Consider the following 18,934-nt stretch of genomic DNA (forward strand, 5'->3'; position numbering starts at 1 on the left):
CTCCCAAACGCTGCGTGACGACCCGGCAAAGTCTGCAAATGTTAACCGCAAGGGTGAGCGACCTCGATCCCTTTGGGCTGGCGTGGTACGCCACAACGGCAAAGACGTGTTTGTGCGGGGAGTCTTGCCGGGCTGGCAGGCGGAAATCCAGCTGACGGAAGAAAAAAGATGAGGATCGCCAGGCGTTACCGGCCTTTGCGCAGCCAAAAAACGTAACCGTTTATTGGGTGCCCGACAGCGACAGGGGCGAAAAACCGTGTGGCGAAACGCCGTATTATCAGGTCGGCGGGCTACGCTTAGACATCAGTCCGCGTGACTTTATTGGGATAAATGACACAGTAAATCAGCAAATGGCAGCGCAGGCCCTTGAATGGCTCGACATTCAGCCCAATGATCGGGTATTGGACCTGTTCTGCGGCATGGGCCAACTTTACCCTGCCGCCGCGGTGTTGGGGATAGAAGGTATTGCCACGCTGGTAGCGAATGGGCAATATAATGCACATAAGAATAAACTGAATAATGCCCCCTTCTTTCCTTCCATGAAAATCTGGAAGAGGACGTTGAGCGGCAACCTTGGGCAGCACAAGGATTTGATAAAGTGATGCTGGACCTTGCCCGTGCGGGTACGGTCGGCGCGATGTCACATAGTGTAAAACTGGCGCCAGAACGGGGGGGATGTTTCTTGTAACCCTACCAGGCTGGCACGCGGCAGCAAAATATTGCTGGACGCCGGTTATCGTCTTGCACGTGTGCGGATGTTGGATAGGTTTCCGCATACGGGGCATCTTGAGTCAATGGCGCTGTTTATTAACGACAACACGCCTGGGGTCGCTGCAAAGTAGGGAGAGGGTATGGTTGCGGTAAGAAGTGCACATCTGAACACGGCTGGTGAATTTGCTCTCGACGAGTGGATTGCCAGCTTGGGGCTACCTAACCCGCAGTCATGTGAGCGATTAGCCGCAACCTGGCGCTACTGTGAGCAACAGACCCAGAACCATCCCGATGCACCGCTGTTGTTGTGGCGCGGGCTGGAAATGGTGGAAATCCTCTCCACGCTGAGCATGGACAACGACAGCATGCGCGCTGCGCTGCTGTTCCCGCTGGTGGACGCCGGCATCGTGCCGGAAGAAACCCTGACCGAAGAATTTGGCAAGGGCATCACCTACCTGGTGCACGGCGTGCGCGATATGGACGCCATCCGCCAACTGAAAGCCACCCAGAACGACTCCATGGCCTCCGAACAGGTCGACAACGTGCGTCGCATGCTGTTGGCTATGGTGGAGGATTTCCGCTGCGTGGTGATCAAGCTGGCGGAGCGTATCGCCCACCTGCGTGAAGTGAAGGATGCGCCGGAAGACGAGCGCGTGCTGGCGGCGAAAGAGTGTTCGAATATCTATGCGCCGCTGGCCAACCGCCTCGGCATCGGGCAACTGAAATGGGAACTGGAAGATTTCTGCTTCCGTTACCTGCACCCGGATGAATACAAGCGCATCGCCAAACTGCTGCACGAACGTCGCATCGATCGCGAACAGTTTATCGATGACTTCGTCGCCTCGCTGCGAAATGCGATGGGCGACGAAGGCATCAAAGCGGATATTTACGGCCGCCCGAAACATATCTACAGCATCTGGCGCAAAATGCAGAAGAAGGCGCTGGCCTTCGACGAGCTGTTTGACGTGCGCGCGGTGCGCGTGGTGGTCGAGCGTTTGCAGGACTGCTATGCGGCGCTGGGGATTGTGCATACCCACTTCCGCCATCTGCCGGATGAGTTCGACGACTATGTCGCCAACCCGAAACCCAACGGCTACCAGTCTATCCACACCGTGGTGTTGGGCCCGCGCGGCAAAACGCTCGAAATCCAGATCCGTACCCGGCAGATGCATGAAGATGCCGAACTGGGCGTGGCCGCGCACTGGAAATACAAAGAAGGCGCGGTAGCGACGGTTCGCTCCGGCTATGAAGAACGCATCGCCTGGCTGCGCAAGCTGATCGCCTGGCAGGAAGAGATGGCGGACTCCGGCGAGATGCTCGACGAGGTTCGCAGCCAGGTGTTCGACGATCGCGTCTACGTGTTTACCCCGAAAGGCGATGTAGTGGATCTGCCGGCCGGCTCCACGCCGCTCGACTTTGCTTATCATATTCACAGCGACGTCGGCCACCGTTGCATCGGCGCCAAGATTGGCGGGCGCATCGTGCCGTTTACCTACCAGTTGCGGATGGGCGATCAGATTGAAATCATCACCCAGAAGCAGCCGAACCCGAGCCGCGACTGGCTGAACCCTAACCTGGGCTATGTCACCACCAGCCGTGGGCGCTCCAAGATCCATAACTGGTTCCGCAAGCAGGATCGCGACAAGAACATCCTCGCCGGCCGCCAGATGCTGGACAGCGAGCTGGAGCACCTTGGCATCAGTCTGAAAGAGGCCGAGAAGCTGCTGATCCCGCGATACAACATGAACTCGCTGGATGAAATACTGGCGGCGATTGGCGGCGGCGATATCCGCCTGAATCAGATGGTGAACTTCCTGCAAGGCAAGTTCAACAAACCGAGCGCCGAGGAGCAGGATCGCGAAGCGTTGCGCCAATTGGTGCAGCATAAAGCGCCGCCGGCGACCCGCAGCAAGGACAACGGCCGGGTAGTGGTGGAAGGGGTAGGCAACCTGATGCACCACATCGCCCGTTGCTGCCAGCCGATCCCGGGCGACGATATTGTCGGCTTTATCACCCAGGGGCGCGGTATCTCCATCCACCGTGCGGACTGCGATCAGTTGGTGGATTTGCAGTCGCACGCGCCGGAACGCATCGTTGACGCCGTGTGGGGCGAAAGCTATTCCAGCGGTTATTCGCTGGTGGTGCGTGTGATGGCCAACGATCGCAGCGGCCTGCTGCGCGACATCACCACCATTTTGGCCAATGAAAAGGTCAACGTGCTGGGCGTGGCCAGCCGGAGCGACACCAAAAAGCAGCTGGCGACCATCGACATGGACATTGAAATCTACAACCAGCAGGTGCTGGGCCGGGTGCTGGCCAAGCTGAATCAGTTGCCGGACGTGATTGACGCCAAGCGCCTGCACGGCAGCTAAATCCCCTGCGTCTTTCGAGCCGTATCGTTGTTGGCTGCAAGCGAACACCGATACGGCCCGAAATCCATTGGCGACTAATCCGGCGGACGCACAAATGCGCTCCCATTCTTTCTCAGAGATCTTTTTATGACCCAATCCACCCCGCTGCAGCGCCTGCTGAACATCATGAAAACGCTGCGCGACCCGCAGAACGGTTGCCCATGGGACCGCAAGCAGACCTTCGCCACCATCGCGCCTTACACGCTGGAAGAAACCTACGAAGTGCTGGACGCCATTGAGCGCCAGGATTACGCCGATCTGCGCGATGAGTTGGGCGATCTGCTGTTCCAGGTGGTGTTTTACGCCCAGATGGGCCAGGAGCAGGGGCTGTTTGACTTCGATGAAGTGTGCAACGCCATCAGCGACAAACTGGAACGCCGCCATCCGCACATCTTCGGCGATGCCGATGCGGCGGATAGCGAAGCGGTAGCGGCCCGCTGGGAGCAGTTGAAGGCCGGCGAACGCGCCGAGAAGGCGCTGCATTCCGCGCTGGACGATATCCCGCAGGCGTTGCCGGCGCTGATGAAGGCGCACAAAATCCAGAAGCGTTGCGCCTCGGTCGGTTTCGACTGGCATACCCTGGGGCCGGTATTGGACAAGGTGTACGAAGAGATCGACGAAGTGATGCATGAAGCCAAGCAAGCGGTGGTTGATGAACAGAAGCTGGAAGAGGAAATCGGCGATCTGCTGTTCGCTACGGTGAATTTATCGCGCCATCTCGGGCACAAGGCGGAAAACGCGCTGCAGGCGGCCAACCGCAAGTTCGAACGTCGTTTCCGGCAGGTGGAAGAGATTGTCAAACAGCGCGGGCTGCAGATGGAAGAGGCTACGCTGGAGCAGATGGAAGAGGCGTGGCAACAGGTTAAACGTCAGGAAAACTAATCCCGTTCGGCGTTGTCCTAAAGTTGTTCGGCCAGGGTCGTAATGTTGATCGGCGACAAGGTTCGCTCAAGCTGAAACGGTTAAGCTCAGAGCCCTGGTTTGCTGAACGACGAGAGAACGGCAAGAAAATGCCAACAAACTGAAATTTAAGGTGTTTTAGTGCCATGAAACGGCGGTAAAAGAAAATTTTCCATGCTAACTCATTGTTTTAAAAAGACAGTAAGCAAGGTGCCCGCGGATTAAACCCTGATGAACTCCCGGTGGTGACAGAGATGATGGACAGTAAAACGATCGTTTGTAGGTCTGGAGAGGTTCGGGTATACTACTTTCCCGTCTTGGTACTTCCATCGTCTTTAAACCTAAACTCTCAGGTTCAGCATGACAACTAATTATATTTTTGTGACCGGCGGGGTCGTATCCTCTCTGGGTAAAGGCATTGCCGCAGCCTCTCTGGCGGCTATTCTCGAAGCCCGTGGCCTCAACGTTACCATCATGAAACTGGACCCGTACATCAACGTGGATCCGGGCACCATGAGCCCGATTCAGCATGGGGAAGTTTTCGTCACCGAAGACGGGGCAGAAACCGATCTGGATTTGGGTCACTACGAGCGCTTCATCCGCACCAAAATGTCGCGCCGCAACAACTTCACCACGGGTCGCATTTATTCCGACGTTCTGCGTAAAGAACGCCGTGGCGACTACCTGGGCGCCACCGTACAGGTTATCCCGCACATCACCAATGCGATCAAAGAACGCATTCTCGAAGGTGGCGAAGGCCACGACGTGGTGTTGGTTGAAGTGGGCGGTACCGTCGGCGATATCGAATCGCTGCCGTTCCTGGAAGCTATCCGCCAGATGGCGGTAGAAGTGGGCCGCGAGCACACTCTGTACATGCATCTGACGCTGGTGCCGTACCTGGCTGCCGCCGGTGAAGTGAAAACCAAACCTACTCAGCATTCCGTTAAAGAGCTGCTTTCCATCGGTATTCAGCCTGATGTGCTGATTTGCCGTTCCGATCGCACAGTTCCTGCTAACGAACGCGCGAAAATCGCACTTTTCTGCAACGTGCCGGAAAAAGCGGTTATCTCCCTGAAAGACGTTGATTCTATTTATAAAATCCCGGGCCTCTTGAAATCTCAGGGCTTGGATGATTATATTTGTAAACGATTCAGCCTCAACGCACCGGAAGCGAACCTGGCCGAATGGGAACAGGTGATCTCTGAAGAAGCCAATCCGGGCGGCGAAGTGACCATCGGCATGGTCGGCAAATATGTCGAACTGCCGGATGCATATAAGTCGGTGATTGAAGCCTTGAAACACGGCGGTCTGAAAAATCGTCTGACCGTGAACATCAAGCTGATCGACTCGCAGGATGTCGAAACCCGCGGTGTGGAAGTGCTGAAAGGTCTGGATGCGATTCTGATCCCAGGCGGCTTTGGCTACCGTGGCGTAGAAGGCAAGGTGATGACCGCGCGTTATGCGCGTGAAAACAACATCCCTTATCTGGGCATCTGCCTGGGTATGCAGGTGGCGCTGATGGAGTTCGCCCGCAACGTAGCGGGTATGGAGAACGCCAACTCAACCGAGTTTGTGCCAGACTGCAAGTACCCGGTGGTGGCGTTGATCACCGAATGGCGTGACGAAGACGGCAACGTCGAAGTGCGCACTGAAGAAAGCGATTTGGGTGGCACGATGCGTGTCGGTGGCCAGCAATGCCACCTGACAGACAATAGCCTGGTGCGCAAGATGTACGGCGAACCGACCATTGTTGAACGTCATCGTCACCGTTATGAAGTCAACAACATGCTGTTGAAGCAGATCGAAGCCGCCGGGCTGCTCGTTGCCGGCCGTTCTGCAGACAACAAGCTGGTTGAGATTATTGAACTGCCGAATCACCCGTGGTTTGTCGCTTGTCAGTTCCACCCGGAATTTACTTCAACGCCGCGTGATGGTCATCCGTTGTTCGCCGGCTTTGTGAAGGCCGCTGGTGAGCACCAGAAGCGCCAGGTGAAATAAAATATTTGGTAAGCGGCGCGCGGTGAGAACCGCGCGTTGTTTGTCTGGAGTTTTAGTTTAACTTGTACTGAGGAAAACCTAATGTCCAAAATCGTTAAAGTCATCGGTCGTGAAATCATCGACTCCCGCGGTAACCCGACTGTTGAAGCCGAAGTGCATCTGGAAGGCGGTTTCGTAGGCCTGGCTGCTGCGCCGTCAGGTGCTTCTACCGGTTCCCGTGAAGCACTGGAACTGCGTGACGGTGACAAGTCTCGTTTCCTGGGTAAAGGCGTACTGAAAGCCGTTGCTGCAGTAAACGGCCCGATTGCTCAGGCAGTACTGGGTAAAGATGCCAAAGACCAGGCTAACATCGACAAGATCATGATCGACCTGGACGGCACTGAAAACAAATCCCAATTCGGTGCAAACGCCATTCTGGCGGTTTCCCTGGCTGCTGCCAAAGCGGCTGCTGCTTCCAAAGGCATGCCGCTGTATGAGCACATCGCTGAACTGAACGGCACCCCAGGCAAATTCTCTATGCCACTGCCTATGATGAACATCATCAACGGCGGCGAGCACGCTGACAACAACGTCGACATTCAGGAATTCATGATTCAGCCGGTTGGCGCGAAGACCCTGAAAGAAGCCGTTCGCATCGGTTCTGAAGTGTTCCATCACCTGGCTAAAGTGCTGAAGGCCAAAGGCCTGAACACCGCTGTAGGCGACGAAGGCGGCTACGCGCCAAACCTGGGTTCCAACGCCGAAGCGCTGGCTGTTATCGCTGAAGCGGTAAAAGCGGCAGGTTACGAGCTGGGTAAAGACGTGACCCTGGCGATGGACTGTGCAGCTTCCGAGTTCTACAAAGACGGTAAATACGTTCTGGCCGGCGAAGGCAACAAAGCCTTCACTTCCGAAGAGTTCACTCACTTCCTGGAAGACCTGACCAAACAGTACCCAATCGTGTCTATCGAAGATGGTCTGGACGAATCTGACTGGGCTGGTTTCGCATACCAGACCAAAGTGCTGGGCGACAAAATCCAGCTGGTGGGCGACGACCTGTTCGTTACCAACACCAAGATCCTGAAAGAAGGCATCGATAAAGGCATCGCTAACTCCATCCTGATCAAATTCAACCAGATCGGTTCTCTGACCGAAACTCTGGCTGCTATCAAGATGGCGAAAGACGCAGGTTACACCGCGGTGATCTCTCACCGTTCAGGTGAAACCGAAGACGCAACCATCGCCGACCTGGCGGTAGGTACTGCGGCTGGCCAGATCAAAACCGGTTCCATGAGCCGTTCTGACCGCGTTGCTAAATACAACCAACTGATCCGTATCGAAGAAGCGCTGGGCGACCGCGCACCGTTCAACGGCCTGAAAGAAGTTAAAGGTCAGTAATAACGGCTTGGTTCGTTGTTGAATAAAAACCCGCTGCGGCGGGTTTTTTTATCGCTATTTTTCAGCATTCATTATTTACGTGAGTAATAGTGTGTTATTTATTGATATTTGATTAATATTTAAATAGTGGTTTTTAACGCTATAATTTAATTATAATAATAAAATTCCCATTTACATATTCAGATTTTAATTGCTTTATATTTTTTAGTTACTAGACTGCCTGCAAGGCAGAGCTATTATCCGTTTTCCTGCCTCCGTGATTTTCCTAACAGAATTGCTGCCCTATGGGCGGCTGGGCGAGGGCTTAATGCGGAACAGGATTGTGATTGTCGGCGGTGGAACCGGTGGGACGATATTGGCCAATTTACTGGCCACTAAATTACACCGGGAGATATTGAATAATAAGGTCGAGTTATTAATGATTTCGGATTCTCCGATTCATTACTATAAACCGGCATTTATGTATGTGGCATTTAACGCCTTTTTTAAACAGGAGTTAATGCGTCCGCAACAAAGTTTGCTGAGCCCGGAAATTAAGTTTGTTGTGGATAAAGCGGAGCGGTTCGATTTATCTCGGCGGGTGATCCATACCCGTAGCGGCAAACAATATGCGTACGATTTTCTGGTGTTTGCTACCGGTTGCGTGCCTTGGCCTGAGCGTATCGAGGGGTTGGCGCAGGCGGGGGATCACTTCTATCAGTATCAGGCGGCCCGGCAGTTGGCACAAAAGTTGGCGACGATCGAAAAAGGCCGCATTTTTATTACCGTCTCCTTCCCTGAAACGCCCAACGTGCCACACCAATGTGGCATCGCGCCGATTGAGACCACGCTGATGCTTGATGATTACCTGCGCCGGCGCGGCGTGCGTAAGGCGATTGAGATTGTTTATACCTATCCCAGCGTTTCACAGTTGCTGCGTAATTGTCTGTTTCTACAGCGCCCTACCGCCGAAGCCTTACCCGCGATTTTCGCGGCGCGAGATATTCGCCATCAACGTGGTTTTACCCTCAACCGGGTGGATACGCAGCGACAGGTGGCTTACTCCGCCGAAGGCGAGGAGCAGCCGTTCGACATACTGATGGCCACACCGCCGATCCGTGCGGTCGAAGCGGTACGCAATACCGGGCTGAGCGATATTAAAAATGGTGAAGGCTGGCTGCCGACCGATCACCAGACATTGCAGGTCTACGGGCAGCAGGGGGTTTATGTCATCGGCGATACGGTGGATCTGCCCGTCAGCAAAGCCGGCGGCTCCTGCCACAATCAGGCGCCGGTGATCGCCGATAACATTGTGGCTGAACTGAGGCTGGGCCAGACCGTAAGCCACTACGACGGCAAGGTGCAGGCAATTGCCCAGATGGGGCTGCACGCCGGTATGCCGTTGGTTTATGACTATCGGCATGATGTGTTGCCGACGCCGCCGACCAAGATGGGCGGCATGCTGCGCAACGTGTTTAACCGCGGCCTCTACTGGGCGACAGTACGCGGGCTGATATAACGAGGGGCACTGATGAACGCATCTGAAAATGAACCCCTGACGGCACTGCTGGAGAAGCTGGCACCGCTGCTGGCCGGTGGGCGGCTCGATAACGTGGTCGATCTGCTGTCGTTGCTGTCAGATGGGGTAGATATCGCGGATAACGCGTTGGTGGAAAAGCTGGCTGGCCTATTTGAAGGCGTAGTAGCCGCAGGATGGGAAGGCGGCATGGCGCTGCGGATGGCGCACACGGAAATGCAGCTGGATCCGCCGCCTGCCAATTTTCGTTCGCTGTATGCCTTATTGCGCCAGCCGGATACCTTGTTGGGCCTGATGTTGGTGCTGCGTACCTTGCAAATCATCGGTGGGCGTATGCGCATGAGCACGCTGCCGCCTGACGCCACTGCGGAATAACGGGAATTGTTTTACTCGATCAGGTAAGGAGTTGTTATGTCTGACATTATCCAACACGCCTTTGCCACACGTGCGATCCACCACGGCTACGATCCTCAGCAATATCTGGGGGCGCTTTGCCCACCGGTCTTTATGAGTTCGACCTTTGCCTTTCCCACGGCAGAATACGGCGGCGCCTGCTTTGCCGGCAGTGAGCCGGGTTATTTTTATTCCCGCATCGCCAACCCGACGCTAAATCTGCTGGAACAGCGGATAGCCAACCTGGAGGGCGGGGAGGCGGCGGTGGCGTTTTCTTCCGGCATGGGGGCGATAACCGCTTGTTGCTGGACGCTGCTGGCGCCGGGAGATGAGCTGATCGTCGATGAAACCATTTATGGCTGCACTTTCAGCTATTTTCATCAGGGGCTGGCGCGGTTTGGCGTCAAGGTTACGCACGTCGATCTGACGCAGCCGGAAAAACTGGCCGCAGCCATGGGGCCACGTACCCGCCTGGTGTACTGCGAAACGCCGGCCAACCCCAATATGCGGTTGATCGATATCGCCGCAGTGGCGGAGATTACCCACCGGCAGCAGGCGCTGCTGCTGGTGGATAACACGTATTGCACACCTTATTTGCAACGGCCGCTGGCGCTTGGTGCGGACATCGTGGTGCATTCCGCCACCAAATATATCGGTGGCCACGGGGATTTGCTGGCCGGGTTGGCGATCACCCGCGAGGCGCTGGCGCAAGATATTCGCCTGGTCGGCCTGAAGGACATGAACGGGGCGGTGCTGTCGGCGCAGGATGCGGCGTTGCTGTTGCGCGGTTTGAAGACCTTGCCGTTGCGCATGGAGCGCCACTGCGGCAACGCTCAACGGCTGGCGGAAATGCTGGCTCAGCATCCTGCGGTAGAGCAGGTGTATTATCCGGGGCTGGAGACTTTCCCGCAGTACCCTTTGGCTCAGCGGCAGATGACGCGTCCTGGCGGCATGATCGCTTTTGAACTCAAGGGCGGTATGGCGGCGGGCATTCGTTTCCTCAATGCCTTACAGTTAATCTTGCGTGCCGTCAGCCTGGGGGATTGTGAAACGCTGGCGCAGCATCCGGCGAGCATGACCCACTCGGCCTACAGCGCGGAAGAGCGTCAGCGCCATCATATTAGCGATGGATTGATTCGCTTGTCGGCGGGTCTGGAGGACATAGAGGATTTGCGCGGCGATATCGAACAGGCGCTGGCGCAGGTGTGATAAAAAACCCGCCTGCGGCGGGTTTGAGCGTTAATACTGAGGCGAGCTTGTGACGGGGGAACCCCCGCCTTTTTTACGCACCCACAACCAGTATGCCAGGGTAAGGAAAGCCACCCACACCAGCCCGACGTACAGGGCGATACGGCTATCCTCGAAGTAACCGAGCAGGCCGATGACGAACAGCATAAATACCGTCGCCAGCGCCGGTGCTATCGGCCACCACGGAACCGGGAAACTCAGTTTGCTGACCTCCTGCGGCGTCAGCGTACGGCGCATGGCTGCCTGCGACAGCAGGATCATCAGCCACACCCAGACGGTCGCGAAGGTGGCGATGGAGGCGATGATCATAAAGACCTGTTTGGGTATCAGGTAGTTAAGCACCACACCCAACAGCAGGGCGACAGACATCACCAGCACCGTCATCCAGGGCACGCCGTTGGCGGTCAGTTTGGAGAAGCTTTTCGGTGCCTGACCATCCTGCGCCATGCCGTACATCATGCGGCCTGCCCCGAAGATGTCGCTGTTGATGGCGGAAATGGCGGCGGTGATCACCACCACGTTCAACACGTTGGCGGCGGAGCTGATGCCCAGATTGCTGAAGATCTCCACAAACGGGCTGCCGTTCTGGCCGATGCTGTTCCACGGATAGATGGCCATCAACACCAGCAGCGTCAGCACATAGAACAGCAGGATACGCACCGGCACCGCATTGATCGCTTTCGGCAGCACCTTCGCCGGGTCTTTCGCCTCGCTGGCGGTGATACCGATGATCTCGATGCCACCGAAGGCGAACATCACTACCGCCAACGAAGCGATCACGCCGCCGATGCCGTTAGGCATAAAGCCGCCGTGCTGCCACAGGTTGCTAAAGCCGGTGGCATGCTGGGCCTGGCCGAAACCAAACAGCATCACCGCCGCGCCGCCGACGATCATCGCCACGATAGCCGCGACCTTGATCAGCGACAGCCAGAACTCCATTTCGCCGAACACTTTCACGCTGCACAGGTTGAGCGCGCCGATAAACATGATGATGCTGAGCACCCACACCCACTGGGCGACGTCCGGGAACCACAGCCCCATATAGATGCCGAAGGCGGTGACGTCCGCCAGAGCGACGATCACCATTTCGAAGGTATAGGTCCAGCCGGTGAGGAACCCGGCCAGCGGGCCAAGATAGTGGCTGGCGTAGTGGCCGAACGAACCGGAAACCGGTTGATGCACCGCCATTTCACCCAGCGCGCGCATGACCATAAACACCGCCGCGCCGCCGACCAGATAAGCCAGCAGCACCGCGGGGCCGGCCAGTTGAATCGCCCCGGCAGAGCCGTAGAACAGGCCGGTACCTATGGCCGAGCCGAGCGCCATAAAGCGGATATGCCGCGCGTTTAATCCGCGTCTGAGTTGTGTTGTTTCGTTACGCATGTTGCTTCCCGTTGAGTTTTTATTGCCGAACAGGCACGCGCTATCCGCACCGGATGGAAAGCACCCGGCGGGACAGAACAAACTGCGTGGTATAACCCTTATTTACTCGAAGTCGCCGCGTTGCTAGCGGCAACGCCAACGACTTTGGGTAGAGGTTTTATTTATGCCTGGCTAGGCAGCAGCGCTGCTGGCATGAGCGATGTCAGATGACCGGCCGCCAACAGCAGGCTGGCGGCTTCAATGTCGGGGGCGAAGAAACGATCCTTGTCGTAGTAGCTGACGTGTTCACGCAGCGTGCGGCGCGCCCGCTCCAGGGCTTCCGACGTTTTCAGGCCCTTGCGCAGATCCAGCCCCTGACAGGCGGCCAGCCACTCGACGGCTAAAATGCCGCGCACGTTATCCGCCATTTCCCACAGGCGGCGGCCTGCGGCCGGTGCCATGGAGACATGGTCTTCCTGGTTGGCGGAAGTCGGGATGCTGTCGACGCTGGCCGGGTGGGCCAGTGCCTTGTTCTCGCTGGTCAGCGCCGCGGCGGTCACCTGGGCGATCATAAAGCCGGAGTTCACCCCGCCGTTGTCCACCAGGAATGGCGGCAACTGCGACATGTGTTTATCCATCATCAGCGAGATACGGCGCTCGGACAGCGAGCCGATTTCGGCAAACGCCAGCGCCAGGTTGTCGGCGGCCATGGCTACCGGTTCTGCATGGAAGTTACCGCCGGACAGCACATCGCCCTGCTCGGCGAACACCAACGGGTTGTCGGACACCGCGTTGGCTTCGATCTCCAGTACTTCGCTGGCCTGGCGGATCTGCGTCAGGCAGGCACCCATGACTTGCGGCTGGCAGCGAAGGGAGTAAGGATCCTGCACTTTCTCGCAGTTGCGGTGCGAATCGGACACTTCGCTGCGTTCGCCGAGCAGGTGGCGGTAGGCGGCGGCGGCGTCGATCTGGCCACGTTGGCCGCGTACCGCATGGATACGCGCATCAAATGGGCTGCGTGAACCCAAAGCGGCTTCCACTGTCAGGCTGCCGGTGACCGTGGCCGCAGCGTACAGATCTTCCGCGTCGAACAGGCCGCGCAGGGCAAAGGCGGCGGAAACCTGGGTGCCGTTCAGCAGCGCCAGGCCTTCTTTGGCGGCCAGCGTCAGCGGCTTCAGGCCCGCTTTGGCCAGGGCTTCGGTGGCCGGTAGCCATTCGCCCTGATAACGGGCCTTGCCTTCACCCAGCAGAACCAGACTCATGTGAGCCAGCGGAGCCAGGTCACCGGAGGCGCCAACGGAGCCTTTCAGTGGAATGTGCGGATAAACTTCTGCATTCACCAGCGCCATCAGCGCCTGGATCACTTCCAGACGGATGCCGGAGAAACCGCGCGACAGGCTGTTGATTTTCAACACCATGATCAGGCGCACCAGGTTGTCGTCGGTTGGGGCGCCCACACCGGCGGCGTGAGACAGCACGATAGAACGCTGCAGGTTTTCCAGATCTTCACGGGCGATGCGGGTGGAGGCCAGCAGGCCAAAACCGGTATTGATGCCATAGGTGGTGCGGTTTTCTTCAACGATGCGTTCTACGCAGGCAACGCTTTGCTGAATGGCGGCATAAGCGCTGTCATCCAGCGTCAGGTTGACCGGGTGCTGATAAACCTCACGCAGTTGCGCCAGAGTCAGTTGGCCAGGGCGAATAGTCAGCGCTTTCATGCTTTGTCTCCTTGAGTGGCGGCGACCATCGGCAGGTTCAGACCTTGCTCGCGGGCGCATTCGATGGCGATGTCGTAACCGGCATCGGCATGACGCATGACGCCGGTGGCTGGATCGTTATGCAAGACGCGGGCGATGCGCTCGGCGGCTTCATCGGTACCGTCGCAAACGATGACCATGCCGGAATGCTGCGAGAAGCCCATGCCGACGCCACCACCGTGGTGCAGCGAAACCCAGGTCGCGCCGCTGGCGGTATTCAGCAGTGCGTTGAGCAGCGGCCAGTCGGATACGGCGTCTGAACCGTCTTTCATCGATTCGGTTTCGCGGTTCGGGCTGGAGACCGAGCCGGAGTCCAGGTGGTCGCGGCCAATCACGATCGGTGCGGACAGCTCGCCGCTGCGTACCATCTCGTTGAACGCCAGACCCAGCTTGGCGCGTTGGCCCAGACCGACCCAGCAGATGCGCGCCGGCAGCCCCTGGAAGCTGATGCGCTCGCGCGCCATATCCAGCCAGTGGTGCAGGTGTTCGTCGTCCGGGATCAGCTCTTTAACTTTAGCGTCGGTTTTGTAGATGTCCTGCGGATCGCCGGACAGTGCAGCCCAGCGGAACGGGCCGACGCCGCGGCAGAACAGCGGGCGAATATAGGCCGGTACGAAGCCCGGGAAGTCGAAGGCGTTGCTGACGCCCATTTCTTTCGCCATTTGGCGGATGTTGTTGCCGTAGTCGAAGGTGGGCACGCCCATCTTCTGGAAGGCCAGCATGGCTTCCACGTGTTCGGCCATTGACTGCTTGGCGGCGATGACCACCTGAGCGGGTTCGGTCTGCGCACGCTGGCGGTATTCTTCCCAGCTCCAGCCCTTCGGCAGGTAGCCGTTCAGCGGGTCATGGGCGCTGGTCTGGTCGGTGACCATGTCAGGACGCACGCCGCGGCGTACCAGTTCCGGCAGGATATCCGCCGCGTTGCCGCACAGGGCGATAGAGATGGCTTTGCCTTCGGCGGTGTATTTCTTGAGGCGCGCCAGCGCGTCGTCCAGATCGGTCGCCTGTTCATCGACGTAGCGGGTTTTCAGCCGGAAATCGATGCGGCTCTGCTGGCATTCGATGTTCAGCGAGCTGGCACCGGCCAACGTGGCGGCCAAGGGTTGTGCGCCACCCATGCCACCCAGACCGGCGGTCAGCACCCAGCGGCCTTTCAGGCTGCCGTCGTAATGCTGACGGCCAGCTTCCACGAAGGTCTCGTAAGTGCCCTGGACGATGCCTTGGCTGCCGATGTAGATCCAACTGCCGGCGGTCATTTGGCCGTACATGGCCAGGCCTTTGGCATCCAGTTCGTTAAAGTGTTCCCAGGTAGCCCAGTGTGGCACCAGGTTGGAGTTGGCGATCAGCACGCGCGGCGCGTTGCTGTGGGTTTTGAATACGCCGACCGGCTTGCCGGATTGCACCAGCAGCGTTTCGTCGTCTTCCAGCGTTTTCAGGGTGGCGACAATTTTGTCGTAGCAGTCCCAGTCACGCGCGGCGCGGCCAATACCGCCGTACACCACCAGTTCGTGTGGGTTTTCCGCTACTTCGGGATCGAGGTTGTTCATCAGCATGCGCAGCGGCGCTTCGGTCAGCCAGCTTTTTGCATTTAATTGTGTGCCGCGTGGTGCGCGTACATCGACATGGCGAACTTTGTTATTTGCAGTCACAGCATTTTCCTCAAACAGTATCGGTGCAGATTCCATGGCGCGGTGGGGTTAATCATCACGCCATAACAATGCGTAGGGTTTATTAACATATACTTGTATGTACAAGCATATGCAACACTGACCAGTGGATGCCGTAAATGGCATAAGAGAAAGTTATTTTTGTTTATTATCAATAATATAATGGTGTTTGTGGGGCTGAGATCATTAGGTTGGGGCAGAAGAATAGTGAGCTATTCAACAAAAATGAATTAAAAATGGGTCATTTTTGAGCGTCAAATCACAATAATTTTACATACCCATTACAAGTTAGCGGTGGCGATAAAAAAATCATATCGCCGACAGCAAAACGCCCGCCGACCCATTTGCCGGGAGCAAGCTGGAACGACGTCCAGTCGGCCCAAAGGGGTGGACACATCCATGTGTCCCATCATGGCGGGGAGTTGCCTTATGCCGTCGGTTGCAGCGCCGCTCTTCGTGTCATTTTGAATACCGTAGCGATGGCGGCGATCAGCGCCGGCACGCACAGGAACATCAGGATGCTTTGCACTTCCCAGTGCATGGCCAGCAGTTGTGCGCCCATCATGGTGCCCGCCACGCCGCCAAAGCGGCCGATGCCCTGCATCCAGGCGATACCGGTGGCGCGGCTGTGGGTGGGGTAAAAGGTGGCGGCCAACGTTTGCAGGCCCGACTGCGCGCCGTTCATGGTGATGCCCATCAGGAAGATAAAGGTGCCCAGCAGCACGATGTGGCTGTCCTCGGTCGCCATCGCCACAATCAACAGGGCGGTGATCACAAAGCCGCTTGATACCACCTTATGGGCGTTCCAGCGGTCCATCAGCCAGCCGGCCACCAGAATGCCGAGGGTGCCGCCGAAGGTGAACAGCGAAGTCAGAATGGCCGACTGTTCAAGCTGATAACCCAACCCCTGCATCAGGATCGGCATCCAGCTAAGCAGCACGTAATAAATCACCAGCCCCATGAAGTAGGTTAGCCACAGCATCAACGTGCCGGCCAGATAAGGACGGGTAAACAGCAGGCCGACGCTGGTTTTTGATTCCGCCAACTTCTCTTCATACAGATAGAAACGCGTGACGTTATCAATATTCTGGCTGACGAAGCGCTGGGCTATGCGTCTGATTTTCATCACGTCCTTGCCGCGGTTCACCATGTATTTCACCGATTCCGGCAGGAACAGGATCAACAATACCGTCAGGATCAACGGGGCAAGCGCCCCCAACAGCAGCACGCTGTGCCAGCCGTAGGCCGGGATCAGCCACGATGAGATAGCGCCGCCACCGGCCGCACCCAGCGGGAACCCGCAGTACATGGTGTTAATCGCCATCGAACGGCAGCGCTGCGGCGCATATTCGGAAATCAGCGTGATGGCGTTCGGCATCGCCGCGCCCAACCCCAGCCCGGTCAGAAAGCGCCACAGAGTCAGGCTGTTGAGCGAACCGGCATAGGCGGTGGCCAGGCTGGACAGGCCGAAGAACAGGCACGAAAACACCAGCACCCGCTTGCGGCCGATGCGATCGGAGATCGGCCCGGCCACCAGCGCACCGAGTGACAACCCCAGCAGTGCGGCGCTCAGTACCGGGCCGAGATCCTGTTTCACAATTCCCCAATCTTTGGCGACCGAAGGGGCGATATAGCCCATTGCCGCAGTGTCAAAGCCATCAATGGCAAGGATCAGAAATCCCAAAATGATCAAAGTCCAATGGAACAGCGAGAATTTGCTGTCGTCGATGGCCTGCTGAATATTCAACTCGGTGGAATGAGCCATGGCACCCTCTAAACGCAGATATGATGTTGGTGGATACACTGCCGGAACTGATGCCCGACTTGTGCTTGCCTGTATATACATCTGCGTCGCAACGGTTCATGTCAAATATATTTGTCCGATTTGTTATCTGGATGTTGTTTTTTCGCCGCAGGATGCATCGCCAAAGCGGCGGTTGACGCAGATAAACGTAATAAATGAAGCAGATAGACGGTGGGATAGGCTGGGCCATGGCCAGAAGATAAAATTTAATACAATTTAGCCGGTTTGGTTGCCGGGCCGTAATCTGAGATAATCGCTTTTTCCCTATCCTGATTGAGAAACCGATGCAGTACCCGATTAATGAAATGTTCCAAACCTTGCAGGGCGAAGGCTTTTTTACCGGCGTTCCGGCCATTTTTATCCGCCTGCAGGGCTGCCCGGTAGGATGCAGCTGGTGCGATACCAAACATACCTGGGAAAAGGAAGCCAATCGGGAAGTGGATATGCAGCGGATCCTGGTAAAAACCGAAGAGAGCGATGCCTGGGGCAGCGCCAGCGCGGAGCAACTGCTGGCCGTCATGCGCCAGCAGGGCTATACCGCACGTCACGTGGTGATCACCGGCGGCGAGCCGTGCATTTACGATCTGACTCCGCTGACCCAATTGCTGGAAGAAAATGGCTATGGTTGCCAGATTGAAACCAGCGGTACCCATGAGATCCAGTGCTCGGCGACAACCTGGGTGACGGTTTCCCCCAAGGTGAATATGCGCGGCGGCATGAAGGTGTTGGATCAGGCCTTGCAACGTGCGGACGAGGTGAAGCATCCGGTTGGACGCGAGCGTGATATTGAAGCGCTGGATGCGCTGCTGGCGACGCTGCACGATGAAAAACCGCGGATTATCGCGTTGCAACCAATCAGTCAAAAGGAAGAGGCGACTCGCCTGTGCATTGAAACCTGCATTGCGCGCAACTGGCGCTTGTCGATGCAGACGCATAAGTATTTGAATATTGCATAAAATTCAGGGCGCTATAAAGCGCCCTTTCTTCAACCTTTATAGACGCATCCCGCGCTGCAGGTTTCTTTCACCATTACCGCACTCAGTTCCGGCAACTGGGGTTTAAGCTGTTGCCAGATCCAGGCGGCAAGCACTTCGCTGGTGGGATTTTCCAATCCTGGAATATCGTTCAGATAATGGTGATCCAGGCGCTCCCAAATCGGGGAGAACACGGCTTTAAGCTCGGCGAAATCCATCACCCATCCGGTGTGTGCATCCACTTCACCGGTCACTTCCAGACGCACCATAAACGAATGCCCATGCAGACGGCCACATTTATGGCCCTCCGGCACATGCGGCAAACGGTGTGCGGCTTCAAACTGAAAATCTTTAAACAGCGTGGTTGCCATTATTACGGCCTCATTGACTCAAAAACCGCCGCATAGTACCGGAAAGCTCGCCTGCTTGCCATTTATACTGCTTTAGTCTGGCCGCGCGCCGTTAAACCGGCGTTAACACTTTTTTTGTTTGGTCCGCGCCGCACCTATCGGATGGGGTAATCAGCGGTAAATGCGATTCATTCAAAAATCGCCAAAAAAACCGTTTTATTTTCAAAAGGATAAAAAACGCTCTTTAGCGTTTTAACCACTATCCCTTACCAGAAAAACCGCTTAGTCATTTTGGTTATTATTTATTGCTATCCCTTATTTAATCGTTGCTATTGTGCTCGGTAACCTTACAAACTCTCCTGATCTTTTCAGGACCCCAGACTGAACGAAAAGACAGCGACTGACATTGGCGAGCGCCTAGCTGGATAGGTGCCATACCCGTTGCCTTTCAAACTGCAGCGTTGTT

Annotated in this window: 13 protein-coding genes and 1 pseudogene; 9 read left to right on the forward strand and 5 right to left on the reverse strand. The window is 56.6% G+C overall.

All coding sequences use genetic code 11. The annotated features are described in order from the left end of the window. Positions 1-173 precede the first annotated feature (173 nt). From rumA to ACUTQW_RS14520, 8 genes and pseudogenes are all read left to right on the forward strand, one after another. Positions 174-842 (forward strand): annotated as a pseudogene (rumA, locus tag ACUTQW_RS14485) (23S rRNA (uracil(1939)-C(5))-methyltransferase RlmD); the annotation flags it as partial. A gap of 9 nt (positions 843-851) precedes the next feature. Then, positions 852-3,083, forward strand: coding sequence for a GTP diphosphokinase (relA, locus tag ACUTQW_RS14490; protein ID WP_004950212.1), 2,232 nt, complete (start codon positions 852-854; stop codon positions 3,081-3,083). A 126-nt stretch (positions 3,084-3,209) separates the two neighbouring features. After that, positions 3,210-4,004, forward strand: a complete 795-nt coding sequence (gene mazG, locus ACUTQW_RS14495) for a nucleoside triphosphate pyrophosphohydrolase (RefSeq protein WP_004950214.1) — start codon at positions 3,210-3,212, stop codon at positions 4,002-4,004. A gap of 378 nt (positions 4,005-4,382) precedes the next feature. Beyond that, entirely contained in the window at positions 4,383-6,020 is a 1,638-nt protein-coding gene (pyrG, locus tag ACUTQW_RS14500; protein ID WP_004950216.1) for a glutamine hydrolyzing CTP synthase, read from the forward strand. 81 nt (positions 6,021-6,101) lie between these two features. Further along, complete coding sequence (eno, locus tag ACUTQW_RS14505; protein WP_004950218.1) at positions 6,102-7,397, forward strand: phosphopyruvate hydratase; 1,296 nt, start codon at positions 6,102-6,104, stop codon at positions 7,395-7,397. A 307-nt stretch (positions 7,398-7,704) separates the two neighbouring features. Next, positions 7,705-8,895: an NAD(P)/FAD-dependent oxidoreductase gene (locus tag ACUTQW_RS14510; protein ID WP_004950221.1), complete on the forward strand. Its 1,191-nt coding sequence runs from the start codon at positions 7,705-7,707 to the stop codon at positions 8,893-8,895. Positions 8,896-8,907: 12 nt separating this feature from the next. Next, positions 8,908-9,288 (forward strand): hypothetical protein, encoded by a 381-nt coding sequence (locus tag ACUTQW_RS14515; RefSeq protein ID WP_004950222.1) that lies wholly within the window; start codon positions 8,908-8,910, stop codon positions 9,286-9,288. A 36-nt stretch (positions 9,289-9,324) separates the two neighbouring features. Further along, a complete protein-coding gene (locus tag ACUTQW_RS14520; RefSeq protein WP_064798655.1) occupies positions 9,325-10,515 on the forward strand; it encodes a methionine gamma-lyase in 1,191 nt (396 codons plus the stop codon). Positions 10,516-10,545: 30 nt separating this feature from the next. On the opposite strand, the gene ACUTQW_RS14525 is transcribed toward ACUTQW_RS14520, so the two are convergent. The 4 genes from ACUTQW_RS14525 to ACUTQW_RS14540 all read right to left on the reverse strand — a co-directional run bounded on the left by ACUTQW_RS14525 (position 10,546) and on the right by ACUTQW_RS14540 (position 17,105). Then, on the reverse strand, positions 10,546-11,937 hold the full coding sequence (locus ACUTQW_RS14525; protein WP_006323637.1) for an amino acid permease: 1,392 nt from the start codon (positions 11,935-11,937) through the stop codon (positions 10,546-10,548). 161 nt (positions 11,938-12,098) lie between these two features. Further along, positions 12,099-13,634 (reverse strand): histidine ammonia-lyase, encoded by a 1,536-nt coding sequence (hutH, locus tag ACUTQW_RS14530; RefSeq protein ID WP_037432171.1) that lies wholly within the window; start codon positions 13,632-13,634, stop codon positions 12,099-12,101. Continuing rightward, positions 13,631-15,322, reverse strand: coding sequence for a urocanate hydratase (hutU, locus tag ACUTQW_RS14535; RefSeq protein ID WP_004950232.1), 1,692 nt, complete (start codon positions 15,320-15,322; stop codon positions 13,631-13,633). Before hutU ends, hutH begins: the two co-directional genes overlap by 4 nt. Before the next feature lie 445 nt (positions 15,323-15,767). Beyond that, positions 15,768-17,105: an MFS transporter gene (locus tag ACUTQW_RS14540; RefSeq protein ID WP_037432173.1), complete on the reverse strand. Its 1,338-nt coding sequence runs from the start codon at positions 17,103-17,105 to the stop codon at positions 15,768-15,770. Positions 17,106-17,428: 323 nt separating this feature from the next. On the opposite strand from ACUTQW_RS14540, the gene queE reads away from it, so the two are divergent. Beyond that, positions 17,429-18,100, forward strand: a complete 672-nt coding sequence (gene queE, locus ACUTQW_RS14545) for a 7-carboxy-7-deazaguanine synthase QueE (RefSeq protein ID WP_004950237.1) — start codon at positions 17,429-17,431, stop codon at positions 18,098-18,100. Between the two features lie 29 nt (positions 18,101-18,129). Here the strand turns inward: queE and queD are convergent, their stop codons facing one another. Beyond that, the gene (queD, locus tag ACUTQW_RS14550) at positions 18,130-18,489 is read right to left on the reverse strand and encodes a 6-carboxytetrahydropterin synthase QueD (protein ID WP_004950240.1); all 360 of its coding nucleotides are present in this window, start codon (positions 18,487-18,489) and stop codon (positions 18,130-18,132) included. Positions 18,490-18,934: the final 445 nt, after the last annotated feature.

The sequence above is a fragment of the Serratia sp. TSA_7 genome (assembly GCF_052692135.1).